This window comes from Streptomyces sp. NPDC050548 (assembly GCF_044457385.1).
Lineage (GTDB): Bacteria > Actinomycetota > Actinomycetes > Streptomycetales > Streptomycetaceae > Streptomyces.
Genome location: NZ_JBITGV010000010.1, coordinates 332,375 through 358,052, shown reverse-complemented (window position 1 = coordinate 358,052; position 25,678 = coordinate 332,375). Strand labels below are relative to the sequence as shown.

Below are 25,678 nucleotides of genomic sequence, written 5' to 3'. Positions count from 1 at the left end.
GCACACATCACCGGTACACTGCCCTCCATGCAGACCCGCCCCCGCCCTTATCACCACGGAGACCTGCGCGCCGCCCTGCTGGCCCGCGCCGAGGAAACGCTCCGGGAGAAGGGCACCGCCGCCCTGTCGCTGCGCGAACTCGCCCGCGATCTCGGTGTCAGCCACAACGCGCCGAGCCGTCACTTCAAGGACAAACAGGCGCTGTTGGACGCGCTGGCGCTGAGCGGCTACGAGCGGATGACCGACGCGATGCTGGCGTCACAGGCCGATGCCGGGGAGTCGTGCCGCAAGAAGCTGGAGGCGGTGGTCCGCGCGTATGTGGGCTTCTGCCTGGACAATGCCGCGCTGCTGGACCTGATGTACTCGATCAAGCACGACCCGCAGGCGTCCGCCGCTCTCCTGGAAGCCACCGGGCACTGGTCCGAGCTCATCGAGCAGTTGATGCTGGAGGGGCAGCGCCAGGGCGAGGTGCGCGAGGGCCCTCTCGACAGCATCGGCATCCCGGTCTTCGCGACGCTCCACGGCTACGCCGACCTGGCCGCGACGGGCATGCTCGCTCCCGAGGTCGCGGAACACGGCCTGGACGAGGTGATCGCGTTCATCCTGCGGGGCGTCGCGCCGGACGCACGGCCCTGACGGGACCCGGGCCCACGAAAAGCCGGAGCCCGGCCGAGCCGCGCGGGGCTCGACCGGGCCCTACGACGTCCTGCGGGACCCTTGTACCAGGACAGCCGGGACAGGGGCGAGAGGGCGATCAGCTCCGCGTCGAACGCGTCGCCGTCCGCTCCGTCGCCCGACTCCTTCTCGGGGACGGTCACCACACAGTGGAGGGGACGGTCACATGTTGATCATGTGTCCGGCCAGCCCGTGCACCGCCTCCTTCACCGCCTCGCCCAGGGTCGGGTGGGCGTGCACGTTGCGGGCGACCTCGTGAACGGTGAGGTCCCACTGCTGGGCCAGGGTCAGTTCGGGGAGGAGTTCGGTGACGTCGGGGCCGATGAGGTGGCCGCCGAGGAGTTCGCCGTACTTGGTGTCGCTGATCAGCTTCACGAAGCCGGTGGTGTCGCCGAGGCCGTGCGACTTGCCGTTCGCGGTGAACGGGAACTTCGCCACCCTGATGTCGTGGCCCGACTCCCGTGCCTGCGCCTCGGTGTAGCCGAAGCTGGCGATCTGCGGCTGGCAGTAGGTGGCGCGCGGGATCATCGCGTAGTCCAGCTCCATCGTCTCCGCGTCCGCGAGCGTCTCGGCGGCGATCACACCCATCGCCTCGGCCGCGTGCGCGAGCATCAGCTTCGCGGTGACGTCGCCGATGGCGTACAGGTGCGGGACGGAGGTACGGCACCGGCCGTCGACGTCGATCGCGCCGCGCTCGGTGAGCCGTACGCCCGTGTTCTCCAGGCCGTAGCCGGTGACGTTCGGTGCGAAGCCGATCGCCTGGAGGACCTTGTCGGCCTCCAGGACCTGCTGGGCGCCGTCCTTGCCGGTGACCGTGACGCGGACCTGCGGGCCGGACTCGTCGATCGACTCGACGCGGGTGGAGGTGAGGACGTCGATGCCCAACTTGCGGTACTGCTTGGCGAGTTCGGCGGAGACCTCGGCGTCCTCCAGGGGCGCGACCCGGTCCAGGAACTCGACGATCGTGACCTTCACGCCGTAGTTGTGCAGCACGTAGGCGAACTCGATGCCGATGGCGCCGGCGCCCGCGATGACGATGGACCGCGGGAGGTCGTCGGCGAGGATCTGCTCCTCGTACGTCACGACGCGCGCGCTGCGCTTGGTGCCGGGCAGCAGCCTCGGGGTGGCGCCGGTGGCGATGATGCAGTGCTCGAAGGCGATGGTGCGGGTGTCGCCGTCGTATCCGGCCACCTGGAGCGTGTGCGCGTCGAGGAAGGTGCCTCGGCCGTCGATCTCCGTGATCTTGTTCTTCTTCATCAGGTAGTGGACGCCCTTGACCCGGCCGTCCGCGACCCGGCGGCTGCGGCGGAACGCCTCCCCGTAGTCGAAGGAGACCTCCCCCTCGACCTTGATGCCGAAGGTCTTCGCCTCGCGGGTGAAGATGTGCGCCAGTTCAGCGTTGCGCAGCAGCGCCTTGGTCGGGATGCAGCCCACGTTGAGGCAGACGCCGCCCCAGTACCTCTCCTCCGCCACCGCGACCCGCTTGCCGAGTTGCGCGGCCCGGATGGCGGCGACATAGCCGCCGGGCCCCGCGCCGAGTACGACGACGTCGAACCGGTCGTCCTGCGTGTTCTGCTGGCTCATCGAAAGATCCTTTACCACGGGGAAGAGCATGGTCGGGCATACGTCTTCTGGAGATCCTCTAACGGTGTCCAGGATGCCGTGATCGGCCCTCGTCCGCCGATCCGGCCCGCCCTACAGTGGCGACATGAGCGATCATTCCGAAGCACCTGTCATACCCGTCGAGGCTTTTGAACCCCCGTACTACGCGGCCGTCTTCACCACCGTTCGGACCCAGGAGCAGAGCGGCTACAGCGAAACCAACGCGCGCATGGAAGACCTGGTGAGGGACATCCCCGGGTACCTCGGGATGGACCACGCGCAGACTCCGGGCGGGCTCGGCATCACCGTCGGCTACTTCCGTGACGCCGACGCTCTCACGGAGTGGCGGAGCAACACCGAGCACCGCGCGGCGCAGCAGCGCGGGCGAGCCGAGTGGTACGAGAGCTACACGCTGCACGTGGCGAAAGTCGAGCGGAGCCAGGGGTTCACCCGGCCGCGGGACCCACAGATCCCGACAGCGGACTGAGCCGACGGTCGGCCTTCCCGCGAGTGCGGCTACGAAGTTTTTGCTAACTCGCGGGGACTCCATGAACCGGCCCCCACCTGCGCGAAGTCCCCTTTGTCCGCTCCTGCTCGGCGTCGGTAATCGCGAGTTCACCGAGGTTCTCTTCCTCAGCGTTCTACGCGCGTGGTGTCATGCCCACGCTCACCACCCCCCACGTGGGCATCAACTCGACTAGGAGTCACGCATGTTGAGGACGTTCCTCGGCCGCGCGGGTGTCGCGCTGGCAGCCGGCGCCACCCTCTTCGTCACGGCCGTCCCCGCCAACGCCGCGACCTACACCGCCTTCGCCTTCTCGCAGTCCGGCACCACCCAGCCGACCATCTACGACTTCATCAACTCGGCCACCTCCTCGCTCGACATGACCATGTACGAGCTGGAGGACACCACCGCCGTCAACGACCTCATAGCGCTGGAGAAGAAGGGCGTCACCGTGCGGGTGGTCCTCGACACCGCGCACCAGTCCGCGAACAGCTCGGCGTACACGGCGCTGACGAACGCGGGCGTCGGCGTGGTGTGGTCGCCGTCCAGCTTCGTCTACACCCACCAGAAGACGATCACGGTGGACGCGACCAAGTCCCTGATCCTGACCGGCAATCTGACCTCGCAGTACTACACGACCGGCCGCGACTACGGTGTCTTCACCGACGACACCCGGGACGTCGCCGCGATCGAGAAGGTCTTCAACGCCGACTACGCCGGCACCTCGATCACCCCGACCGACGGCGATCACCTGCTCTGGTCCCCCACGGACTCCCGGAGCCGGCTGCTCACCGTGATCAACGCGGCGACCAAGACGCTCGACGTCGAGGAACTGGAGTTCAGCGACAGCACGGTGGTCAACGCGATCGTGGCCAGGGCGAAGGCGGGCGTGACCGTGCGGGTGGTGCTGGAGACCCCGTCGAGCTACGCCAGCGAGGTGTCCGCGATCAAGGCGGCCGGCGGCACGGTGGTCGGGTACTCCGACCCGAACGGCTTCTACATCCACGCCAAGGCGATGGTCGCCGACTACGGTCTCTCCACCCAGGAGGTGGAGGCGGGCTCGATGAACATCAGCAGCAACTCCCTTTCCAACAACCGGGAGTTGGGCATCATCCTCACCGGCACGGGAGTGGCCCAGTCCGTCGCCACCACCATCGAGACCACCTTCAAGAGCGACTACGCCGGCGGTACGGCCGCCTAGTCCTCCGCACCGGTCGACTCCGAGGTCGGGGGCCTCGGAGTCTGCCGGACGGCGCGGAGCGCCAGGGAGAGTTCGGTGATGCCGCGTGGGTCGCTCAGTGAGCGGCCGGTGCGTTCGGTGATCCGGCGCAGGCGGGTGCGGACGGTGTTGGGGTGGACGTACAGCACCTTGGCGGCCTCCTCGGCCGAGCCGCCGGAGTCGAACCAGGCCTCCAACGTGTCCAGCAGCAGGGCGCGTTCGTCGGCGGGCAGGGCCTCGACGGGGCCGAGGACCTTGGCGACGACCCGGGCCATGACATCGGGTGCGCCCGCGGTCGCGACCGCGACCGGGGAGTCGTCGAAGACGGTCACGGCGGTGCTGCCCGCGTCGCCGCCGCGCATCGCGACCTTGGCGAAGCGCAGGGCGTCTCCGGTGCGGCTGAGATCGCCGTAGGAGGGGCTCACCCCCACCCGCCGCTCCGCGTGTTCGCGCACCACCTCGACAAGGTCGTCCAGGTCGCGCGGGGTGCGCAAGTGCACGATGCCCAGCTGGAGTTCGGGCCGCAGTCGCCAGGCGGACCGAATACCTCGCCGGGCCAGGACGGCCGCGATGTCCGGCAGCGCCCGCCGGCCGATCCGCGGTACCTCCGCGGCCACCACGGTGAAGGGGCCCTTGTGCGGCACGTCCAGGACCTCGGCGGCGGACCACACGGCGTCGGCGTCCATGCTCCTGCCCTCCAGGAGCGCTTCCACCAGCGCCGAGCGCTCCTGGTCGCCCGCGAGAAGCCGCCCGGCCACCGCCTCGTGGTACCCGGAGACCATGGCCTCGGTGATGCCGTCCTGGATCTCCCACATCGCGGAGGCCGCCGAGACCAGAATGTCGTTGTCCACCAAGGAGGTTGTGGTGGCCTCCTCGACCACCGCCTCCCAGAAGTACCGCACGCCGACGCGATACGCCGTCATCACGCTGGGCAGCGGCACGTTCTGCGCGGCACGCCTGCGGCCGATGTCGGCGGCGGCCCCGGTGTCCAGGGGCACCTGCCCGGTCAGCGCCTGGAGCGCGTTGCCGACATGGATCCGGCAGGCGTCCTCCAGATCCTCCTCGGGCACCACGTCGTAGTGGTACGCCCGTGAGCCGGCGCGGATCCGCGCCGCCATCTCCTTCGTCAGCTCGTCGATGCGTTCGAGCAACGCGGTGGCCAGGGCGTTGATCTCCTTGTCGACCATGGTCCTCTCCGGCTCACCGTTCAAGGGGTCCCGGATCCCACCGTACGCCGGACCGTTTCGGGTGCTCACCGGTTCCCGCCTCCTCCTACATCGTCTCCAGGGCGGCGCGCAGGGCGGCGCGTGAGGTGATGCCGAGCTTGGGATACAGCCGGTGCAGATGGGAGCCGACCGTGCGGTGGGACAGGAACAGCCGCTCGCCGATCTGCCGGTTGGTCAGGCCCACGGCCGCCAGCTCGGCGATCTGCCGTTCCTGCACGGTCAGTGCGGCGGTCGGCGCGACGGGCCCGGTGGTGGTGGCGACCCCGGTGGCGCGCAGTTCGTTGCGGGCCCGCTGCGCCATGGCCCCGGCACCGATGCGGTCGAAGGTTTCGAGGGCGGCGCTCAGATATCGGCGGGCGCGGTGGTCGCGGGTGCGGCGCAGCCACTGGCCGTAGGCGAGCTGGACGCGTGCGTGTTCCCACGGCCACCGGGCCGCGTGGGGCAGCGACAGGGCCGCCTCGAACAGGGGCCCGGCCTCGGTCTCGTCCGCTGCCACCGCCTCGGCACCGGCGCAGATCAGCGCGGTCCGGGGCGAGATGCGGTGCACGGACGCCCGCCGCGCGGCGGCGACATGGTCGCGTGCCTCGTCGACGCGGCCGGTGCGGACGGCCGTCTCGACCAGGTCCAGGAGCGTCCACCGGCGCGGGACCCCGAAGACCGGCGCGCCGGGTGGCTCGATCCGGCCGGCCTGGACGTGGGCCTCCTCGTAGTCGCCCTCCCCCATGGCGGCGAGGCGGCGGGCCGAGCGCGCGTAGGCCTCGGTCACCTCGATGCCACGGGGTGCCGCCCAGGTCGTGGTCTCCTCGCTACGAGCCCGGGCGACGTCGGCGTCGCCGCGCAGTGCCGCGCCCGCCGCCAGCAGGACGCGGATCTGCCGCTCCCAGAAGTGGTATCCGTGCGCCGCCGCGAGGTCCAGCCCGTGCTGTGCCAGGTTCTCGGCCTCGTCCCAGCGGCCGTGCACGTAGGAGTCGTGGCAGAGCAGCAGCAGCGCGGGGACGACCATGGCGATCGCGCCGCCGTCACGTTCGCGTTCGATCATGCGGAAGACCAGGTAGCGGTGGTCCGACAGGGCGTCCGTGGCGACCGCCGCGAAGGCCAGAGGGATCAGTTCCCAGGGTGCCGCGTCGGCGGGCAGAGCGGCGAAGGCGTCCGCGAGGCCCTTGCGCAGCGCGTCGGGGGCGTGGGTGGGTTCGACGTAGGCGTCGTAGCAGAGTCTGATCGGTGTCGCCGTGGTCGGTTCGCAGCGGGTCAGCGCGGTCTTGAGGAGGTGCCACGGTTCGGGACGGAGGGTGTAGAGGCTGACGAGCAGCAGCGCGTAGAGGATGCCGGTCTGGTTCCAGTCGTCGTTGGCGGCGGTGACCGTGTCGTCGTCGAGCGCGCGGACCATGAGGCGGTAGGCGGCGTCGACATCGCCCTCTTCGTTGGTGAGGAGGTGGGCGGTGGCGGCGAAGATCAGTCCGCCCGGGGTGTCGGGGGCCTGTCCGGCGTCGGCCAACAGCCTTGGTACGTCGTCGAGTTGGCCGGTGAAGGTGGCCAGGTAGGCGGCTTCGACCAGGCGCCGGGAACGGTCGCCGGGGTGCGGGCTGAGTTCACCGGCCCGCATGAGGGCGGACACGGCGGCGGACGCGGCGACGCGCCGCCCTTCGGAAGGGACCGCCTCCCCGGAGCCGACAGACTCCGCACCGCGCCGCCAGGCGGACAGGGCCGCCTCGTCCAGCGCCCGGGCCACCGTCTCGTCCGGTCCGGTCGCGGACTCGGCCAGATGCCATGCCCGGCGTTCGGGTACGTCGGCCAGGGCGGCGGCGAGCGAGCGGTGCGCGCGCCGCCGCTCGCCGGGCGACGCCAGGTGCACGATCACCGCCCGGGTCAGCGGATGCCGGAACGACAGATGTCCTACGTCCACCTGCAGCACACCGGCGTCCCGCGCCGGCCCGAGGACATCGGCACCGACCGGGCACACGGGCGCGGGCGCTGCCTTGCCGAGCATGACCGGGTCGAGGCGGTCGACACCTTCCGAGTCCTGCACGGCATCCCTGACGGTGCCTGGTCTGCGGCCGTCGACACCCTCCGAACCCTGCACAACACCCCTGACCGCGCCTGGACCGTGGCGGTCGGCACCCTCCGGATCCTGCACGACACCGATGACCATGCCCGGACCAGGGCCGCCAACCCCCTCCGAACCCTGCACAACACCCCTGACCGCGCCTGGACCGTGGCCGTCGGCACCCTCCGAATCCTGCACGACACCGATGACCATGCCCGGACCAGGGCCGCCAACCCCCTCCGAACCCTGCACAACACCCCTGACCGCGCCTGGACCGTGGCCGTCGACGCCCCCCGAACCCGCCACGGCACCCCTGACCATGCCCCGACCTCGGCCGCTGCCCCCCTCCGAATCCTGCACAGCGCCCGTGCTCGCGGCTTGGCCGTCGACCTCGATATCCGCCGGACCCTCCAACACCGCCCGCGCGGCCCTCCTGATCACGGCCGGGTCGATCCCCGTGTCCAGCGCGGCCATCAGCAGCGCGGTCCTCGTCGGTGCGGGCAGTGCTTCCACCGCGGAGGCGAAGGCCGCTTCCAGGCGCCCGGACAGCGGCAACCGCGTGGGCAGCGGGGTCTGGCCCGAGCGCTGCCGGCCGGTCAGCGCGGCCGGCAACTCCCTTAGCGCGAGCGGGTTTCCGCCGGCCTCGGCAAGGATCCGTCGGCGCACCGACGGCCCGAGACCGGGCCACCGCGCGTCCAGTAGCCGCACCGCCTCCCCATCCGTCAGCGGTCCGATCTCCCGTACGGGCAGGGCGAGTTGGCCGCAGATGCCGCGTACCCCGGTGCGCAGGGTGGCCAGGAAGGCGATCGGGTGGTCGCTCATCCTGCGGACGACGAAGCCGAGTGCGGTCGCGCTGGCGAGGTCGAGCCACGGCACGTCGTCGGCGATCACCAACAACGGCCCCTCCACGGCGACTTCGCCGAGCAGGGCGAGTACGGCCGTCGAAGCGGCCAGCGGGTCGGGCGCCGGCCCCGGCGCGAGGCCGAAGATCCGGTCGATGACGTCACGGTGGTGTCCGGCGAGCCGCCCGGTGTGCCGGCGCAGCGGATAGAGCATCTGATGCAGCGCCGAGAAGTTCATCTCGCGCTCGAACTCCACGCCGGAGGCCCGCAGTACGCGCGTCCCGAGGTCCACGGCCCGTGCCGCGGCGGCGTCCAGCAGCGCGGTCTTCCCCACTCCGGGGTCGCCGCGCATCAGCAGCCCGTGGCAGGCACCGTCCCGCCCGGCCAGCAGCGAGTCCAGCAGCTCCAGTTCGGCCGCGCGCCCCACCAGGTCCGCTCCGGGCCGTGAGGTCACCGACTCCCCTCCGTCAAGTTGCTTGCCGAAAGAAATATAACGAGTCGGCGAGGAAGAATCCACGTACTGTCGCTCCACAGCGAGATCGTCGCTGATCTGGGCGGGGAGGTCGATGTTCCCGGCCACAGCGTTCGGCGCCGGGGGCAGTGGCCGCCCACACCACCACCCGGGCGCGGGGGAGCCGGCCGTGGGTGCCGTCCCACGACCCGCTCCCCCGGCCGTTCGGCCGCCCGCGCCCGGAGGCACGGCGGAAGTCGACTACTGCACGGCGTCGGCGGCCTCGTCCGCCTCCACCCTCGCCAGCACCGCGTCCAGCGTGGCGTACTCCGCCTCTTCCACGGCCGCGATCGCGAAGTCGATGGCGTCGGAGGCGTAGTCCTCGGCGTCGTCGGCGGCGTGCTGGAGCCGCTTCACATCGCGCTCGGCCTTGCGCTCGTCCAGTTTCGCGCGGACCGAGTCCACATGGTCCTGCCAGGAGGTCTGTACCTGGTTCCAGCTCCCGGCGACGTTCTCCTTGGCCCGCTGCCCACTCGACTGCAGCCGCTGCGCGCCCTGTTCGGCCTTGTCCTTCGCGTCGGCGACGGCGGCGGACAGCTTCTGCCGGTCCTCGGCGATGCTCGCCGCCACGGTCCGCTGGGCGTCCTGGGCCTTCTGCGACAGTTCGGCGAGGCGCCCCGCGGGGCCGGCCGGGGTGGTGCCGGGTGCCTGGTTCTGCTGCGGCGTCGGGTCCGACATGGTGATCCCTTCCTTGACGGATGTGTCGCTGCTCGATGACGCGCGGTACCGCGGTGCGTGTGGCCGGGGTACCGGTCCGAGCCGACCGTCACTCTGCCGTCGCGGCGGCACGGTCCGCTTCGGTCAATCGACGCAACGGACGGCGTACACGGAGGTATTGCGGCCGCACGGACAGTCGATTGACCCAAGGAAGCGCCCCTGTCCGGCACTTACGCTGACGGCCGTTTCTCGTGAGCGACGGATCAAGGAGTGCCCGTGCCGTCTGGAATCAACGGGTTGGACATACGTCTCCCGAACGAGCAGGCCGTCCTCGCGCGGATGCGGGGGACCCAGGACCGGATCGCGGACGCGATCACCGCTTTCGCCGGGACCATGCAGTTCGTCTATCTCCACGCGCTGTGGTTCACGGTCTGGATCGTGTGCAACGAGGGGCTGTTCGGCAGTGGCGCGGTCTGGGACCCCTATCCCTTCGGGCTGCTCACGATGATCGTCAGCCTTGAGGCGATCTTCCTGTCGACCTTCGTGATGGTGAGCCAGAACCGGCAGGCGACGCGCGAGACGGTCCGCGCCGACCTCGACTTCGAGACCAATATCCGCTCCGAGGTGTGGGCGGCCCATATGGGTCATGCCCTCGGAGTGGATGCCCAGCGGGTCGAGGAGGACGTACGGACGCTGCTGGCGCAGAACCGGGCGAAGATGAACGACCCCCAGCACACCCCGGCCGCCGACCGCCCGGCCGACTGAAGCCGCCTACTCCAGGCTCGTCAGCAGCGGGGCCAGCTCACCGCGTGAGGTGATGCCGAGCTTGGGGAAGGCCCGGTACAGATGCGCGGCGACCGTACGGTGGGAGAGGTACAGCCGTTCCGCGATCTCCCGGTTGGAGAGGCCCTCCGCCGCCAGCAGCGCGATCTGCCTCTCCTGGGGCGACAGCAGGTCGGCGGCGGACGGCAGCGGGTCGCCCGCTCCCTGCGCCATGCCCTGGCCCGCCCAGTCGGAGGCTCCGACGAGTTCGAAGGCGGCCCGCGCGGAGAGCAACAGTGTGCGGGACCGGGCGGCCTGCCGACGGCGCCGAAGCCACTGCCCGTACGCGTGTTCCGTGCGGGCCTTGATCAACGGCCAGCGCGAGAGGTCCTGCTCCAGGGCGGCCAGGTACAGTTCCTCGGCCGTCGAGTCGGAGGCCAACAGGGCGCGGGCGCACGGTAGTTGGATGTGCAGCAGCGGGGCGGGCGTCACCCGTGCCGCCTCCTCCGCCGACGCGAGGACGCGTACGGCTTCCGCCGCCCTGCCGACGCGGTCCGCCGCCACGGCGAACGGCAGCACGGCGGCGAAGCCCTGCCAGCGGAGGCTCTCGTGCGGTTTGTCGAGGAGCGGGCTCAGTTCCCCGTACACCTCCGCGTACCGCCCCTCGCCGAGCCGTGCCAGGCCTCGGGCCAGCCGGAGGGTCGGGGCGAGGTCGGCGCGCTGCCAGGCCGCCACCATGTCGGCCAGCTCCTCGGCGCGTACGGCCTGTCCGCGCAGTGCGGCGGCGACCGCGTCCGTGCCGGCGAGTGCGGCGATCATGGCCGGCTGCCGTGTCTCGGCGACGATCTGCCGTGCCTCTTCGGTGAGTTGGGTCGCGCGCGGCCAGTCCCCGAGCAGCAGTCGGCCGGTGGCCTCGGTGAGGAGGGTTTCCGTGAGCAGGCCGAGTCGGCCCTGTCTGCGGAGAGTCGGCGCTGCCCGGCCGAGCAGGTCGACCGCGCCGACCGGATCGCCGATCTCGTGCGCGGCCGTGCCGTGGAGCCGGAATCCCTCCGAGTCGGTGAGACACCACATCGTCTCCTTGGAGGGGAGCCGGTCGGCCACCGTCCTGCCCTGGCGTACGGGTTCTGTCAGTGCCAGGGCCGCGAGGTGGCGGGGGTCGTCCGTGGCGGGCAGCCGCTCGGCGGTCCGGACGACGGCTGCCCGCAGGACGGGGTCGTCGCCGGTCCGGTGGACGTGCAGTGCCGCGCGCAGCAACAGGTCGAGCGCCGGCTCGGGTTCGCCCGCCGACAGCTCGCTGAGGTCGGGCAGTTGTGCCGGGGCCGGACCGGGCTGTGGTTCCGCGTCCGAGATCTCCCGCAGCCACCCCGCCTTGGTCCGGTCGGCGCCGGTCAGCTCCTGGCGTTCCGCCGCGTCGATCAGGGAGTGGGCCAGTCGGACGCACCCGGCCCCGTGCGCGTGTTCGGCCGCGCCCAGCAACCGGTGCCCTCGGGTGACCGAGTCCGTGGTCAGCTGCGCCGACCGTTCCAACGCCCATACGGCCGCTAGGGCTCCGTGCCGTCGTAGCAAAGAGGCCTGAGCAGCGGCCAGTTGGTCCGCGATCTCATCGTCGGGGCCGTTGACGGACTGGGCGCGGTGCCAGGTGCGGCGGTCCGGGTGCTCGGTCAGTACCTGTGCCAGAGCCGCGTCGGCGGCCTGTCGGCGGGCCGGGGTCTCCGCGGCCGGCACCGCGAACCGGACCACGGGATGGAGGAAGCGCAGGGTCGTCCGGTCGAGGCGGATCAGTGCGGCGGCGACCGCGCTGTCGAGGGCGTCCACCGCGACGGCGCGCCCGGCCAGCACGGATGCGGCGGCCAGGATCTCCGAGACGTCCCCGACCTGGTCCACGGCCGCGACCAGCAGGGCGTCCCGGGTCAGGTCCGGCAGTTCACCGAGACCGGCCGCGAAGGCGCTCACCAGCGTGGCGTTCACCAGCAGGTGGGCCCAGGCTCCTTGTGGTCCCGTCGGGCGCCAGGCCGCGGGGAGTTCGACGAGCGCGAGCGGGTTGCCGAGCGCTTCCCCGAGGATCCGCTCCCGGACGGCCTGCGGCAGCGCGCCCGCGTGCCGGGCCAGAAGCCGCCGGGCCGAGGGTGCGTCCAGCACCGGCACGTCCAGTACGGGGACTCCCGGCAGGGTCCGTCCGCCGCGCAGTGCCCCGAGGACGACGATCGGGTTGTCGCTCGCCCTGCGGGCCATGAAGGCCAGGACGTCCCGGGTGGGCCCGTCGAGTCTGGTCGTGTCGTCGGCGATCAGCACGGTGGGCTGCTCGGCGGCCCTGGCCGTGATCAGGTTGAACGCGGCCAGGGCGACCCGCGAGGTCTCCGGTCGCGGCTCTGAACCGGCGGCGAACGCCGTCCGCAGGATCTCGCTCTGCCCCGCGGGCAGGGACTCCGCCGTGCCGAGGACCGGGCGCAGCAGCGCGCGCAGACCGCTGAAGGGCGTGTCGTCGCCGCCCCCGGTGACCTCCAGGAGACGCCGTCCCGCCGCCCGGGCCCGTTCCGCCGCGGCCCGCAGCAGCGCGGACTTGCCGATCCCCGGACCGCCCTGCAGCACCATGGCACCGCCGGCGTCGGGCAGCCTGCCCAGCAGTTCGTGCAGGGCCCTCAACTGCGGCTCACGGCCGAGGAGTTCGGATTCGTTCATGTGCCCTCCAGCCGTCCAGGACACCTCATGTCTTCATCAGCGGGATCGTAGGGCTCTCCCCGGCGGCGGGGCTTGAGTCATCCGACCGCGCCCGGGACTGTACGGCTGCGGCACCCGCCCGCCCGTCCACCGTACGACGGCCTGGCCCGTCACACGTAGCCGCGCCGCTGCACGACGTTCAGGGCCACGGCGCCCAGCGGGACGTTCAGCCAGAACGTGAGCAGCCGGTAGACGAGCACCGCCGAGGTGGCCGCCCCGGCCGGGACGCCGAGGGCTGTCAGTCCGGCGATGAGTCCGGCCTCCAGCGCCCCGAGGCCGCCAGGCACGGGAGCCGCGTTGGCGATCAGCCGGGCCGCCATGTAGGCGGCGCCGACCTGGACGAAGGGGAGGTCGGCGCCGAGTGCGTGCAGGCTCATGGCGAGGCCGACGATCTGGATGAGGGGAAGGCCCAGGGCACCGACGGTACCTACGACGATCTTGGCGGGTTCGGTCGCGATCCCCGCGACGGTCGAACCCGCCGCCCGCAGGAACGGCCACACCTTGTCGCCCAGGAAGCGCCGGCCCGGCGGGGTGAAGGCGAGCAGTCCGCCGGCGGCGAGCGCGAGGGCGAGGGCCCACAGCACGGGGCGGCCCGCGGACAGGTCCAGTTGCACTCCGGCGTGCCGTCGTCCCGCCGAGGTGAGGAAGACGGCGGCGACCACGGTGTTGGAGAGCGCCCCGGCCAGGCTCTGCAAGCCCACGGAGGCGGTGGCGGCTCCGGTCTCGATCCCCGTCTTCTGGAGGTAGCGCAGGTTGAGCGCCATGCCGCCCACGTTGCTCGGGGTGATCCGGTTGAGGAAGGAACTGGCGAACTGCACCTGGTAAGTGGGGCCGAACGGCAGCCGCTCCGGGATGGTCCCCTGTTGCAGGAAGGTCGAGAACGCCTGCGAGAGGAAGGTGATCGGCAACACCGCGAGCACCCACCCCCAGTTGGCGTCCCGCAGCGCGTCGACGGCCGCGGGCGCGTTGGCCAACTGCGGCAGCACCAGGTGGAGTACGAGAAACGCGCCCGCGAGCCCCAGAACGCTCTTCCACGTGAAGCGTGCCAGCCGAGCGGGCTGAACTTCCCTGGCGCCAGTGGCCGTTGAGACCTCGGCGGTGAGATCGCGCAGCAGACCGGGCCGGCCGCCGGCCCGCAGCGTCCGCCGTCCGGCCTTCTCCCGGGCCGCCCGCGCGCGGGCCTGGTCGTAGTGGGCGACCGCACTCCGCGCGGGGCCCATGAGCGCGAGCGGTTGCAGGTACGGCAGTGCGGTCGCGAGCAGTTCCGGTCCCAGGCCGGCCAGTGCGCACGCGGTGGCGCGCTGCGGCCCGACCCGTATCGCGGTCGTGGCCAGCAACTCGGCGAGGTCGCTGCCGAGTACCTCGGGCGGAGCGGTGAGCCGGCCGCGCGCGAACGCGGTGAGCCGGCTCTCGCCGTCGGGTGTGACAAGGACGTGTTCCGGGCGCAACTCCCCATGTCCCAGGCGGTGTTCCTGGAGGCGGGCCACGGAGTTCCACACGCCGGTGAGGAGCGGGTCGGTCAACTCCTCGTCGCGGAGGGCGGACAGGGTACGGACGTCGTCCGGTTCCGTGGTCGCCACGAGCGCGCCGCCCCCGGTCACCGGATAGGCCATCACCGGTTCGTCGGCCTTGGCGCCGGTACGGGCCGCGAAGACGAGCATGAGCAGTTCGTGCTCGGCGGCGACGAGCGGTGTCGGGGCGGTCGGGTCGGCGGAGTGGCGCAGCAGTGTCCGCCGGGCGAGCCGGTGGAACAGGTCGCGGTTGTGGTCCTCGGCGGCGAGCACCCGCACCGCCAGCCGGGACCCGGCAGGGGTGTCGGCCCGGTAGCGGGTCCCCTCCCCCGGCAGCTGCTCACTCGCGGGCAGCTCATGGAGCGTGGTGACCGAGATCCCGGACGCGGCAAGGGCGTCGGCGACCGCCTGCGCCGTCGGACGGTCGGCGGGAGCACCGGCCAGCAGGAGTACGGCCGATCCGGCGGCGCCGCCCATGGCGAGTGCGGCGACGGCGTCCAGCGGCACGATCGCGGCGGTGGCCACGCTCAGCACGGCACAGGAGGAGGCCAGCGCCCACAGCGCACGGCGCGGGCGCGCCCCGAGCCAGGGCCCCGCCGCGACGACGGCCGCGGCGCAGGCCGCCAGGTACACGGCCGGTGGCCAGGTCGCCCGGAGCAGTCCGTCCCGGCCGGCCAGCACCTCCGGCCACGTGTCCGGTCTCCCCCGCTCCAACGCCAGGTGCGTGAGCGACCACGCGCCGAGTGCGCCGAGCACCGCCGCGGGCAGGACCCGTAGCACCGGGTCGACCCGCCGCCGTACGCACCACACCACCACGGCCGCGACCGGGGCGAGGAGGGCGACGGCCTGGACCGTTCCCACCAGGGCGTCCCGGAGGGACGGAGGGAGGGCGGTCGCCGAGTCGAGGAGTCCCTGCTGTGCGGTGCGGACGAAGTCGCGGGTCGCGACGGCCGGCAGTGCGGCGGCCACCAGCACGGCCAGGGACAGCGACAGCCGCCACAGATCGACCGCCCGTCGAACGGTCCGGGGAGGCGGTGTGTCGATCACGGTGCTCACGTCGGCTCCTCGTCGGCAGGCCGCAGCCAGGGGTGCCGATGATCTCGCCGCAACTCGGGGGGCGCATCGGTCAGTTGGCTGCACCTCTTCATGTCATGGCGGCAGGGGGGCAGGGAAGTAGCCGATGCAGTCGTATGACAGATCGCGACCGGAGGGCCCGACCCTAGCCTTCGTGGCGGACCATGGCCCCGGGCGAAGACCGGGGCGACATTCGTATGGGGAAGGTGACCATGTTCAGTTCACCCAACGTGCTTCTCTCGCGCGGTCTGCTGGCCGTCGTCCTCGGTGTGGTCTCCGTCGCCTGGCCCGGCATCACGATCGGCGCGGTTGTCGTCCTGTTCGCCGTCTACGCGTTCATGATCGCGGCGACGGACGCCGCGCGCGCCTTCGCCAGTGACCGGGTGGGCCCCGTCCTCGGCTGGCTGTTGCTCTCCTTGCTCTCGCTGGCCGGCGGGGTGGTCGCCCTGGCCTGGCCCGGCATCACGGCTCTCGCGCTCACGATCTGGATCGCCGCGTGGGCCCTGACGACCGGCGCCATGGAGATCGGCCTGGCCTTCCAGCGCGGCGAGACGGCGGGGGAACGCACCTTGTTCCTGCTCACCGGCGCGGTGGCGATCGTCTTCGCGTTCTCGCTGTTCGTCCACCCGGACATCGGCGCGGTCTCCCTCGCCACGGTCTTCGGCCTGTTCAGCCTCGTCTACGGCGTCTCGGCGGTCTTCGCCTCGTTCGAGGAGCGGCGCCACCGCACCGGCGCGACCCGGCAGGCGTGAGTCGCGGCCCTCAGTCGAACTTCTCGACCACGGTCTCGAACTGCCGCACCAGGGCCGACAGTGACCGGCCGTCCAGATGGTCCATGACCCGCTTGCGGGCACTGGCGAGGTGGACCGGATACGCGGCCTGAAGCCGTTGCATACCGTCCGGGGTGAGCGTCGCCACGTTCCCCCGGGCGTCCCCTTCGTAGCGCCGCTTCACGACCTGGCCGCGGCTCTGCAACGCGTCCACGACACGGGTGATGCGGCTCGCCGAGAGCGCGGTGGCCGCGGCCAGGTCCGCCATGCGGAGTTCCTGGTTCTCGGCCTCCGACAGGCTCATCAGGACGACGTACTCGGTGAGCGTCAGACCCGTGGCGCGCAGCAGATCGTCGTCCAGCGAGCGCGGCAGCGCGACGATGACACGCATCAGCGCGCGCCAGAAGCGCTCTTCCTGCGCGGTGAGGGGATCTTCGGCGGTCATCCTCGCAGGTTAGCGTGCTCAAGCAAGGAACCTCAACGGCGGCCCGTGCCCTGCTCGGCGATCTCGGGACGGAGATCGTGGCTCGCCCGGCACCGGGCCTGGAGCGGATCGGCCACCGCCCGCAGTTCCTCGGCCAGTTGGTCGACCAGGGCCGGGTCGAGCCGGTCGATGACGCGTCGGCGCGCGCTGGCCAGATGCGCCGGGTAGGCGCCGCGCAGCCGTCGCCACCCCGCTTCGGTGAGTACGGCCATGCTCCCCCGCGCATCCGTCGAGTGCGGTCGCTTCACCACAAGACCCTCGGCCCGGAGGGTCTCCACGAGCCGGGTGATGCGGCTCGCGGACAGGCCCGTGGCGGTGGCCAGGTCGGTCATGCGCAGGCCGGTGCCGTCCGCCTCGGACAGGTGCATCAGCACGGTGTACTGGGTGAGCGACAGACCGGTGGAGCGCAGCAGATCCTCGTCGAGCGTCCGGGGCAGCGTCACCAGCAGTCTCTGCAGCGAGCGCCAGAGGCGTTCCTCGACACAGTTCAGCGGGGCGGAGACCGGGCTCGTGGGGTGCTGTTGCTCCGGCGTTTCCATGTCCTTCACCTTCCCGCCGCAGCCCCCCGTGAGACCACTGAACCACAGGAACTACTTGCTTGACAAAGCATTTCCCGTGGGTTGAAGATACTTGCCCAAGCAAGCACCAACGTCGCACGGGCCGTCCCGCGCGACAACGAGCGAGAGGCCAGCAGGGCATGAGCGTCTCCTTGCCCCCAGCCGGGACGTACGAGATCGACCCCGCGCGGTCGTCCGTCGCCTTCACCACGCGCCACCTGTTCGGCCTGGGCAGGGTGAGCGGCACGTTCCAGGTGGAGTCGGGGCGCGTCACGATCGCGGAGCCCGTCACCCAGTCGACCGCCCGGGCCGTCGTCGAGGCCCGCAGCTTCCACACGGGCACGACCCGCCGTGACGACCATGTGCGCTCCCCCGCCTTCCTCCACGCGGAGCGCTACCCCGAGATCAGCTTCGAGTCGACCAGGGTGGCCCGCGGTGAGGAGGGCGCCTGGGTCGTCAAGGGGCTCCTCACCGTCCGCGGACACCAGGCCCCGGTCGAGCTGACGGTGGACTCCCTGACCGTCGAGAACGGCTCACTGCGGATCTCGGCCTCGACCTCCGTCGACCGCTACCGCCACGGACTCACCGCGTCGAAGGGCATGGCCGCCCGCCGGCTGCGGCTCACCCTGACCACCATCGCCCATCCCGAACCGAGCACGGCGGCCCCCGCCGCCGAGGCCACGGCGGCGCCCGCCGTCGAGCACGCAGCACAGCGAGAGGAAATTTCCATGTCTCCCAAGATCGCAGTCATCTACTACTCGTCGACCGGCACCGTGCACGAGCTGGCCGAGGCGGTGGCCGACGGCGCCCGTAAGGAGGGTGCGGAGGTACGATTCCTGCGGGTGTCCGAGCTTGCTCCCGAGGAGGCCATCGCCGCCAACGACGCCTGGTCGGCGCATGCTTCGGCCACCAAGGACATACCGGTGGCGACCCCGGCCGACATCGAGTGGGCGGATGCCGTGATCTTCGGCAGCCCCACCCGGTTCGGCAATATCGCCAGCCAGTTGAAGCAGTTCATCGACACGCTCGGCGGGCTGTGGGCGCAGGGCAAGCTGGCCGACAAGATCTACAGCGGCTTCACCGCCACCGCCACCGCGCACGGCGGCCAGGAGTCCACACTGCTCGCCCTCTACAACTCCGTCCACCACTTCGGCGGCATCATCGTCACCCCGGGCTACACCGACCCGGTGAAGTTCGCCGACGGCAACCCCTACGGCACCAGCCACGTCAACGGCCAGGGAGCGCTCCCCGTCGACGACATCGCCCGGGCCGCCGCCGCGTACCAGGGCAAGCGCGTGGCCACGATCACCGCACGGTTCAACAACGCGTAACAGCACGGCACTTGGGTACCGGCGGCAGCCACACGGCGGCCGTCGGCACCCCGTGCCGTGACGCGCCCTCCAGTCCTTCGGTCGACGAGACGCTCGCCGACGAGAACACAGAAACCAGGCGGGAGAACCCGGATGACCACGAACAACTCGCCCGACGAGAGCGGGTCGTTGCGACCGGAGCTGGAAGGTGCGGCGTTCCAGGCGGATCCGCACGCGCTGCTGCGGCGGTTGACGGAGTCCGCAGCGGCGCACCGCTGCGAACCGGCCGGTGCGCCACCGCAGTTGCTGATCACCGGATACGAGGCGGCCCGCCAAGTCCTCACCGATCCGCGCGTCTCCAAGCGCAGCGAACGCGCCGGCCTGGAGCCGGGCTGGCTGATGAGCGGTGTGCGGGACGAGGTCGGCATCGACTACATGCTCACCGTGGACCCGCCGGACCACACCCGCCTGCGCAAACTGGTGACCCGCGCCTTCACACCACAACAGATCGAGGCGCTACGGCCTCGCACGCGCGAGATCTCGGACGAACTGGCCGACGCCGTACTGGCCGCCGGGACACCGGAGTTGATCGACGGGTTCGCCATCCGTGTCCCCATCGCGGTGATCTGTGAACTGCTCGGCGTGCCCCTGGCCGACTGGGACAGGTTCCGCTGGGCCTCGGAGCAGATCGTGTCCCCGGTCGCCGGATCGGACCGGGAGGAGGCCTACGTCTGGATGAGCGGGTACCTGGCCGTGCTGATCGCGGGCAAGCGGGCCGTGCCCGGGCCTGACCTGTTGAGCGCGCTGGCCAACGACACCGTCGAAGACGCCCTCACCGACCCGGAGTTGGTCGGGATGGCCTTCCTTCTCCTGATCGCCGGGTACGAGACGACCGCCAACCTCATCGGTGCCGTACTCCTCGGTCTGGCCCGACAGCCGGACCTCTTCAAGGCGCTGCGCGCCGATCCCGCGCTCGTGCCCGCGGCGGTCGAGGAGTTCCTCCGCCTGGACGGCCCGGTGCTCACCGCGACCGAGCGCTTCGCCACCGAGGACATGGTGATCGGTGAAGTGCCGGTGCGCCGGGGCGACATGCTGCTGGTGTCCCTCGCCGCGGCCGACCGCGATCCCGCCCGGTTCGAGGAGCCGGACACCTTCCGCCTCGGACGCCCGGCCGGTCATGTCGCCTTCGGGCACGGTGTCCACCACTGTCTGGGCGCACCCCTGGCGCGGATGGAGGCCGCGGTCGCGGTCACCGCGCTCCTGGAGCGCGTCGAGAGTCTGGAACTGGCCGTGGACGAGGCCGAGTTGCAGTGGTCTCCGGGCCTGCTGATGCACGGAGTACGCAGCCTTCCCGTCGACGTCACGGTCTCCGGGAACGCCAACTCGCGCTGACTCACGGCGACTTCAGCCAACGCGGCGGACCTCGACGAGCAGTGCCTGCTCGGGGTCGAGGGTGGGCATCGGCAGCCCCGCGGCGGCCAGCACCGAGCCGGGCAGGGCGAGCCAGTCCCCCTGCGCGGCCGTCAGCCACGGAGGCGCCGCCGCCTGGTGGAAGGAGGGCAGCCCGAGCTCGGTGCGCACCCGGAGCCGGTAGTGGGCGTCGGGGCTCAGCCCCGGCAGGGGCGTACGACCGGACTGCCCTTCGGGTGAACTCGCCACGCGCGCCCAGGAGTACAGGGCCCTCGATCCGTCCTGGGCCACCACCCCGTGCAGCACGCGAGCCTCGTCCTCCAGGTCGGCGCGGACCGTACGCCCCGTGTGCAGCAGTGGACGCAGTTCGCGGTAAAGCGCGCTCCAGGTGGTCAGCCTGGCCAACTCCTCCTCGGAGCACCGCGCGAGGTCCTGCTCGATGCCCGCGTGGCCGAACAGCGCGGTGATCATGCGGAAGGTGTCGGAGGTGACGCGTCCGGTGGTGTGGCTGCGGGCGGCGCCGACATGCGTGCCGACGAGTTCGGGCGGGAGGAGTTGGGCGGTCCAGTTCTGGATGGCCTGGCGTTCCACGGGGTCGTTGCAGTCGGAGGGCCACACCCGGTCGGTGCGGGCGAGTACGCCCAAGTCGATCCGCCCGCCGCCGCTGGCACAGCTCTCGATCTCCAGCCCTGGGTGACGCTGCTTCACCGCGTCCAACAGCCGGTACAGCGCCGCGACTTGGGCGTGACCGGCGGGCCGGTCGGCCGGAGCGCGCACGGCTTCGAGGAGTTCCCTGTTGTGGTCCCACTTCAAGTAGGCGATGTCGTAGCCACCGACGAGTGCGTCCAGTGACTTCAGCAGATAGTCGAAGACCTCGGGGCGGGCGAGGTCCAGGACGTATTGATGGCGGGCGGTCGGGCCGAGGCCGGCGGCGGGGCCCAGAATCCAGTCGGGGTGGGCACGGGCCAGCCGCGAGTCGAGGTTCACCATCTCCGGCTCGACCCAGAGCCCGAAGTCCATGCCCAGCGCCCGCACATGGTCGGCGAGCGGGCTGAGCCCGTCGGGCCAGACGGTCGGGTCGGCGAGCCAGTCGCCGAGCCCCGCGGTGTCGGCGCGGCGCCCGCTGAACCAGCCGTCGTCGAGCACGAACCGCTCGACCCCCACCGCGGCGGCCCGCTCCGCCAGGGCGCGCAACCGACCGAGGTCGTGGTCGAAGTAGACGCCTTCCCAGCTGTTGAGCACCAAGGGGCGGGCGCCACGCGGGTGTTGGGGTCGTGCGCGAAGGTGGCGATGGAAGCGGTCGGCGATGCCGTCGAGGCCATCGGCCGACCATGCGAAGTGGCAGCGGGGCGTGCGGTACGACTCCCCTGGCGCGAGGCGGATCTCGCCCGCCCGGAGGAGTTCGCCGCCACCGAGAGCTGAGGCGTGTACGCCTGCCCCCTCCGGGAGTTGCTCGACCAGGTAGCGCTGGTCACCGCTCCACGCCACGTGCACGGCCCACACTTCGCCGCTACGGAACCCGAAGCCCGGTACGCCCACCGACAGGAGGTACGGCGAGTCGACTCCGGGTTTCCCGCGTCGTACGTCGCGGACGTGGGCGCCGTGGTGCAGCGGGCGGCGTTGCGGGGAGCGTTCGCGGCTCCACTTTCCGGTGAAGTCCAGGATCTCGGTGGCCCGGCGCGGGAGAGGCAGCAGGGTCAGGGCGCCGGAGAGGTCGTAGGGCGTCGTGTCGGTGCCGGGCGGGCGGGAGAGGACGGCGTCGGCGGTGAGGATTCCGTGGGGGTCCAGGGTGTAGGTGACGGTGATGTCCAACCCCAACGCCGCGTCGGTCAGCCGGAGTTGGAGTTCGCCGCCGCCGTCGGGGGCCTTGTGGTGGGTGGCCCCGGTGAGGGCAGGCCGAGGTGCGGTGGCGGTGCCGGCCCGGTGGCCGTGGTGGGCCGGGGTGCCGGACCAGCCGTCCGCCTCGGTGGGCCAGACGGTGAAGCGGCGCGGGATGTCGGGGGCGTTGTTGAGGATCGCGGGTTCGGCGGTCAGGCTCAGGGCCGTCAGGTCCTCGGGGGCGAGGTCGCCCAGGTCGGCACCCCAGTGCAGGACCCGGGGCACGGGTTCGGTGAGTTCCACGGTGAAGCAGGTGCCGGCCGCGCGCAGGCTGACGATGCGCGAGGGGGGTGTGGGCATGCGGTCTCTTTTCAGGGAGGGCGGTGGGACGCCGTGGCCCGGCGCGGAATGTCGGGTGGGGCGGGCGGGGCCGAGCCGGTCCGGTCACGGTTCGCGGCCGGACTCGCCCACCCGGACGGTCTCGTCGGCCGGCCCAGTCGTCGTCGACCGGGAAGCGCCGGACGGCGAGCGTCCCGGGGCCCGCGGAGGAACTCCTCGACGGCAGCGGGGACTTGCGTGGGGATTCCCGCCGCACAAGCCCCCTCCCGCCTCAGTGCGCCGGAGGGGCGGCGGTCACTTCTCGGTGAGGATGCTCTTCGTCTTGGCCTGCATGTCGGCGAAGACGCTGTCGTTCTTCTGGCCGCCGAAGTAGGCCTCGATCAGCGGCTCGATCGCGTCCTGGAGGGCCGCGCCGTTGCGGAAGTCCGGCGAGGGGTACAGCTCCTTGTTCTTGAGCATGTCGGTGAAGACAGTGAGGTCGACGCCCTGCGCCTTGAGCGCCTTGGCGGAGGCGTCCATCGAGGCGGGGATGGACGGGAAGAAGGTGCCGGTCGCCGACGCCTTGGTCTGGCAGGCCTCGGAGCCCATGTAGGAGACCCACTTCCAGGTCAGGTCGGGGTTCTTCGTGCCGGCCCAGATGGTGTTGCCGTTGGAGTTGCTGAAGACGGCGCGGGTCTTGCCGTCGGGGCCCAGGACCGTGGGGCCGATGCCGACCTTGACGTTGGGGATCTTGGCGAAGGTGGACGCCGACCACGAACCGCCCGTCTCCATCGCGACCTTGCCCGAGGAGAGCAGGTCGACGTCGGACACCGTGTTGGTGAACGTGCCGATCTTGGGTGCGTACCCCTTCGCGACCAGGGTGCGGATCCAGTCCATGGTCTTGACGAGGCGCGGGTCGTTGTAGTTCAACTCGGTCGGCCAGTTGGCCTTGTTGCCGAGCCGCCAGCCGGTCGTGGAGACGAAGGAGCTCCAGGTGGACTGGCCCAGGAAGTCCTTGGCGGCCAGCTGGCCGAAGCCGTAGGTCTTGATGTGCGCCTTGTCGAAGCCCGGCTGGTCACCGCGTCGGCCCTTGGTGTCGAGGGTGAGATGGGCGATCATCTTGCCGATCGTGCCGCCGTTGTCGGGGTTCCAGTTCAGCTTCTGGACGTCGTCGGTGGAGTAGCCGGCCTTGGTGAGCATGTCGGTGTTGTAGTAGAGGCCGGTGGCGGCCCAGTCCAGGGGCAGGCCGTACTGCTTTCCGTCGGTGTACTTCCACGAGTCCACGCCGACGGAGAACCGCGAGAGGTCGAACTTGTCCTTCTTGATGTAGTCGTCCAGCGGAAGCAGTTGGTGCTGGTCGGCGTACTCCGGGAAGAACTGGACGCTGTTCTGGAAGGCGTCGGGAGCCTTGCCGGCCACGAAGCCGGCGGTGAGCTTGGTGAAGTAGTCCACGACGTTGTACTGGGTGATCTTCACCTTGACGCCGGGGTTGGCCTTCTCGAAATCCGTGGCGCAGACCTTGTAGGCGGCGGCCTGCTTGTCGTCCCAGGTCCACCAGTTGAGGGTGGAGGAGCCGGAGCCGCCGCTTGAGGTGGAGGAGCAGGCGGAGACGAGGGCGGTCAGGGTGAGCGCGGCTCCCAGTACAACGGCCTTGCGAACTCTCATGGTTCCTTCTTTCACTGATCACTTGAGGCCGGAGAAGCCGATGGAGTTGACGATGCGTTTGCCGAAGGCGATGAAGAGCAGCAGCATCGGCAGCGCCGCGATGAGCGCGGCGGCCATCAACCCGGCCCAGTCGGGGGCGGCTTGGGGTGAGGACTGCTTGAAGACGCCGAGGGCGAGGGTGAGGGGCTGGACGCTCTGGTCGTTGGCGATGAGCAGCGGCCAGAAGTAGTCGTTCCAGGCGTTGACGAACATCAGCAGCGACACCGTCGCGATCGGTGCCGTCGACATCGGCAGGATGACCCGGAAGAAGATCCGCAGGGGGCCCGCGCCGTCGATGATGGCGGCTTCCTCGACCTCAGTGGACAGCCCGAGCATGAACTGCCGGAGGAAGAACAGCGCGAAGGCCTGGAACAGCCCGCCGGGGAGGATGAGTCCGGCGAAGGTGTCGGTGAGCCCCAGGTCCTTCACGAGGACGAAGTTCGGCAACAGGGTGAACACCGTGGGCACCATCAGGGCGCTGATCAGGATGTTGAACACCAGGTCACGGCCACGCCAGTGCAGCCGCGACAACGCGTAGGCGGCGGCTGCCGAGAGCAGCACGATCAGCGCCGTCTGCACGGATGCGTAGATCAGCGAGTTGCGCAGGTAGATCGCGATGTCGAGGGTGGCGCCCGAACCGCCCTGGGCCTGCGCCTCGGCGGTGGTGGCGATCCCGAGGACGCGTTCGAAGGCACCCCAGGTGAAGCCGACCGGCAGTGGCGAGGACGGGTTGGTGGCGAGCTGGTAGTTGTTCGACAGGGCGGTGCGCAGGATCCAGTAGAAGGGGAAGAGGGTGACGAGGACGATGCCTCCGAGGTAGGTCCAGGCCACTGCCCTGCCGGGCGAGAACCTGCGGGTGTCCTTCGGAAGCCGGCGATGCGGGACGGCCGCCGGGCCGGGTGCGACGGTGACAGCCATGGGGGCGGCCTCCTTCAGCTCAGGTCGGATTCGTTGGCTCGGGCGAGCCGGAGTTGGGTGAAGGTGACCGCGATGAGCAGGGCGAACAGGGCCAGCGACATGGTGGCGGCATAGCCGAAGTCGAACTGGCGGAAGGCCTTGCGGTAGATGTACATCTGCAGCACGTTCGAGGCGTTCGCCGGACCGCCCTCGGTGGTGACCTGCACGATGTCGAACACCTGGAAGGAGTTGATCACCGTCAGGACGACCACCATGACGAGGATCGGCCGCAGCAGGGGCACGGTCAGCCGGCGGAACATCTGGATCTCGCTCGCGCCGTCGACCCGGCCTGCCTCGTAGATGGTCGGCGGGATGGTCTGCAGGCCGGCGAAGATCAGCAGGGAGTAGTAGCCCATCCACTTCCAGACGCTGATCGCGGCGAGTGAGGGGATCGCCCATCCCCCGCTGCCGAAGAACAGGATGGAGTGGCCGGTCAGGTGCTTGAGGGCGATGTTGACGATGCCGAGGGTCGGGTCGAGCATCCACTGCCACACCAGAGCGGCGATGACGTTGGAGATCAGGAACGGCAGCAGGATCACCCCGCGCAGCGCCGACGACCGGGTCACCCGGTCCAGCACCACCGCCGTCACCAGCGAGATCAGGGTACCGAAGACGACGGACAGCAGGACGAAATAGGCGGTGACGAGCAGCGAGTGCCAGAAGACGTCGTCCCCCGCCAGCTCCCGGAAGTTGGCCAGTCCGACCCATTTCGGCGGTGTGAGGACATGGAACTCGGTGAAGCTGAGGTAGATGCCGCGCAGGGTCGGATAGGCGTAGAAGGTCGCGAAGCCGAGCACGGCGGGCAGGATGAGCAGCAGGGCGACCGGGAGGTCCCGGCGGCGGGCCGCGGCCGACCTGGTGACGGCCGTGCGCCGCGCCTTCCTGTCCGGGCCCTCGCTGGGTGAGGTGGTGGTGGCCACCGCGCCCGGTTCACCGGACCGCGGTTTCACCGTTGTCGCGTGGTTGCCCTGTGATGTGACCACCACAGCACCCTCCTTCGTGCG

Annotated in this window: 19 protein-coding genes and 1 pseudogene; 8 read left to right on the top strand and 12 right to left on the bottom strand. The window is 70.9% G+C overall.

The annotated features are described in order from the left end of the window. The first annotated feature begins 27 nt into the window (after nucleotides 1-27). Complete coding sequence (locus ACIBJH_RS27905) at nucleotides 28-636, top strand: TetR/AcrR family transcriptional regulator (RefSeq protein WP_399119617.1); 609 nt, start codon at nucleotides 28-30, stop codon at nucleotides 634-636. Between the two features lie 201 nt (nucleotides 637-837). Here ACIBJH_RS27905 and lpdA read toward each other — a convergent pair whose 3' ends face one another. Then, entirely contained in the window at nucleotides 838-2,259 is a 1,422-nt protein-coding gene (gene lpdA, locus ACIBJH_RS27900) for a dihydrolipoyl dehydrogenase (protein ID WP_399119616.1), read from the bottom strand. Nucleotides 2,260-2,383: 124 nt separating this feature from the next. Between lpdA and ACIBJH_RS27895 the strand changes: the two genes are divergently transcribed. Then, nucleotides 2,384-2,764: an antibiotic biosynthesis monooxygenase family protein gene (locus ACIBJH_RS27895; protein WP_399119615.1), complete on the top strand. Its 381-nt coding sequence runs from the start codon at nucleotides 2,384-2,386 to the stop codon at nucleotides 2,762-2,764. A 223-nt stretch (nucleotides 2,765-2,987) separates the two neighbouring features. Continuing rightward, nucleotides 2,988-3,983 (top strand): phospholipase D-like domain-containing protein, encoded by a 996-nt coding sequence (locus ACIBJH_RS27890; protein ID WP_399119614.1) that lies wholly within the window; start codon nucleotides 2,988-2,990, stop codon nucleotides 3,981-3,983. Here ACIBJH_RS27890 and ACIBJH_RS27885 read toward each other — a convergent pair. From ACIBJH_RS27885 to ACIBJH_RS27875, 3 genes are all read right to left on the bottom strand, one after another. Beyond that, nucleotides 3,980-5,188: a PucR family transcriptional regulator gene (locus ACIBJH_RS27885; RefSeq protein ID WP_399119613.1), complete on the bottom strand. Its 1,209-nt coding sequence runs from the start codon at nucleotides 5,186-5,188 to the stop codon at nucleotides 3,980-3,982. The genes ACIBJH_RS27890 and ACIBJH_RS27885 overlap by 4 nt on opposite strands. Nucleotides 5,189-5,273: 85 nt before the next feature. Then, nucleotides 5,274-8,567, bottom strand: a complete 3,294-nt coding sequence (locus ACIBJH_RS27880) for an AAA family ATPase (protein ID WP_399119612.1) — start codon at nucleotides 8,565-8,567, stop codon at nucleotides 5,274-5,276. Between the two features lie 258 nt (nucleotides 8,568-8,825). Beyond that, complete coding sequence (locus ACIBJH_RS27875) at nucleotides 8,826-9,302, bottom strand: hypothetical protein (protein WP_399119611.1); 477 nt, start codon at nucleotides 9,300-9,302, stop codon at nucleotides 8,826-8,828. Between the two features lie 276 nt (nucleotides 9,303-9,578). Here ACIBJH_RS27875 and ACIBJH_RS27870 point away from each other — a divergent pair, with 276 nt between their 5' ends. Beyond that, on the top strand, nucleotides 9,579-10,046 hold the full coding sequence (locus ACIBJH_RS27870) for a DUF1003 domain-containing protein (protein ID WP_399119649.1): 468 nt from the start codon (nucleotides 9,579-9,581) through the stop codon (nucleotides 10,044-10,046). Nucleotides 10,047-10,052: 6 nt separating this feature from the next. Here the strand turns inward: ACIBJH_RS27870 and ACIBJH_RS27865 are convergent, their stop codons facing one another. Both ACIBJH_RS27865 and ACIBJH_RS27860 read right to left on the bottom strand, forming a co-directional pair. Beyond that, nucleotides 10,053-12,722: an AAA family ATPase gene (locus tag ACIBJH_RS27865; RefSeq protein WP_399119610.1), complete on the bottom strand. Its 2,670-nt coding sequence runs from the start codon at nucleotides 12,720-12,722 to the stop codon at nucleotides 10,053-10,055. 149 nt (nucleotides 12,723-12,871) lie between these two features. Then, a complete protein-coding gene (locus ACIBJH_RS27860; RefSeq protein WP_399119609.1) occupies nucleotides 12,872-15,328 on the bottom strand; it encodes a YbhN family protein in 2,457 nt (818 codons plus the stop codon). Nucleotides 15,329-15,558: 230 nt separating this feature from the next. Here ACIBJH_RS27860 and ACIBJH_RS27855 point away from each other — a divergent pair, with 230 nt between their 5' ends. Then, nucleotides 15,559-16,098, top strand: a complete 540-nt coding sequence (locus ACIBJH_RS27855) for an HdeD family acid-resistance protein (protein ID WP_399119608.1) — start codon at nucleotides 15,559-15,561, stop codon at nucleotides 16,096-16,098. A 10-nt stretch (nucleotides 16,099-16,108) separates the two neighbouring features. On the opposite strand, the gene ACIBJH_RS27850 is transcribed toward ACIBJH_RS27855, so the two are convergent. After that, nucleotides 16,109-16,561, bottom strand: a complete 453-nt coding sequence (locus tag ACIBJH_RS27850) for a MarR family winged helix-turn-helix transcriptional regulator (protein WP_399119607.1) — start codon at nucleotides 16,559-16,561, stop codon at nucleotides 16,109-16,111. 32 nt (nucleotides 16,562-16,593) lie between these two features. Next, nucleotides 16,594-17,139, bottom strand: a complete 546-nt coding sequence (locus ACIBJH_RS27845; protein ID WP_399119606.1) for a MarR family winged helix-turn-helix transcriptional regulator — start codon at nucleotides 17,137-17,139, stop codon at nucleotides 16,594-16,596. Between the two features lie 158 nt (nucleotides 17,140-17,297). Here ACIBJH_RS27845 and ACIBJH_RS27840 point away from each other — a divergent pair. From ACIBJH_RS27840 to ACIBJH_RS27830, 3 genes and pseudogenes are all read left to right on the top strand, one after another. After that, a pseudogene (locus ACIBJH_RS27840) lies at nucleotides 17,298-17,768 on the top strand (YceI family protein); the annotation flags it as partial. Nucleotides 17,769-17,885: 117 nt separating this feature from the next. After that, on the top strand, nucleotides 17,886-18,488 hold the full coding sequence (gene wrbA / locus ACIBJH_RS27835; RefSeq protein WP_399119648.1) for an NAD(P)H:quinone oxidoreductase: 603 nt from the start codon (nucleotides 17,886-17,888) through the stop codon (nucleotides 18,486-18,488). A 132-nt stretch (nucleotides 18,489-18,620) separates the two neighbouring features. Continuing rightward, on the top strand, nucleotides 18,621-19,859 hold the full coding sequence (locus ACIBJH_RS27830) for a cytochrome P450 (protein WP_399119605.1): 1,239 nt from the start codon (nucleotides 18,621-18,623) through the stop codon (nucleotides 19,857-19,859). Between the two features lie 12 nt (nucleotides 19,860-19,871). Here ACIBJH_RS27830 and ACIBJH_RS27825 read toward each other — a convergent pair whose 3' ends face one another. The 4 genes from ACIBJH_RS27825 to ACIBJH_RS27810 form a co-directional block, all read right to left on the bottom strand. Further along, a complete protein-coding gene (locus tag ACIBJH_RS27825) occupies nucleotides 19,872-22,055 on the bottom strand; it encodes an alpha-galactosidase (RefSeq protein ID WP_399119604.1) in 2,184 nt (727 codons plus the stop codon). A 273-nt stretch (nucleotides 22,056-22,328) separates the two neighbouring features. Further along, on the bottom strand, nucleotides 22,329-23,678 hold the full coding sequence (locus ACIBJH_RS27820; RefSeq protein ID WP_399119603.1) for an ABC transporter substrate-binding protein: 1,350 nt from the start codon (nucleotides 23,676-23,678) through the stop codon (nucleotides 22,329-22,331). 18 nt (nucleotides 23,679-23,696) lie between these two features. Then, nucleotides 23,697-24,635, bottom strand: coding sequence for a carbohydrate ABC transporter permease (locus tag ACIBJH_RS27815; RefSeq protein ID WP_399119602.1), 939 nt, complete (start codon nucleotides 24,633-24,635; stop codon nucleotides 23,697-23,699). 14 nt (nucleotides 24,636-24,649) lie between these two features. Continuing rightward, the gene (locus tag ACIBJH_RS27810; protein WP_399119601.1) at nucleotides 24,650-25,660 is read right to left on the bottom strand and encodes a carbohydrate ABC transporter permease; all 1,011 of its coding nucleotides are present in this window, start codon (nucleotides 25,658-25,660) and stop codon (nucleotides 24,650-24,652) included. Between the last annotated feature and the right edge of the window lie 18 nt (nucleotides 25,661-25,678).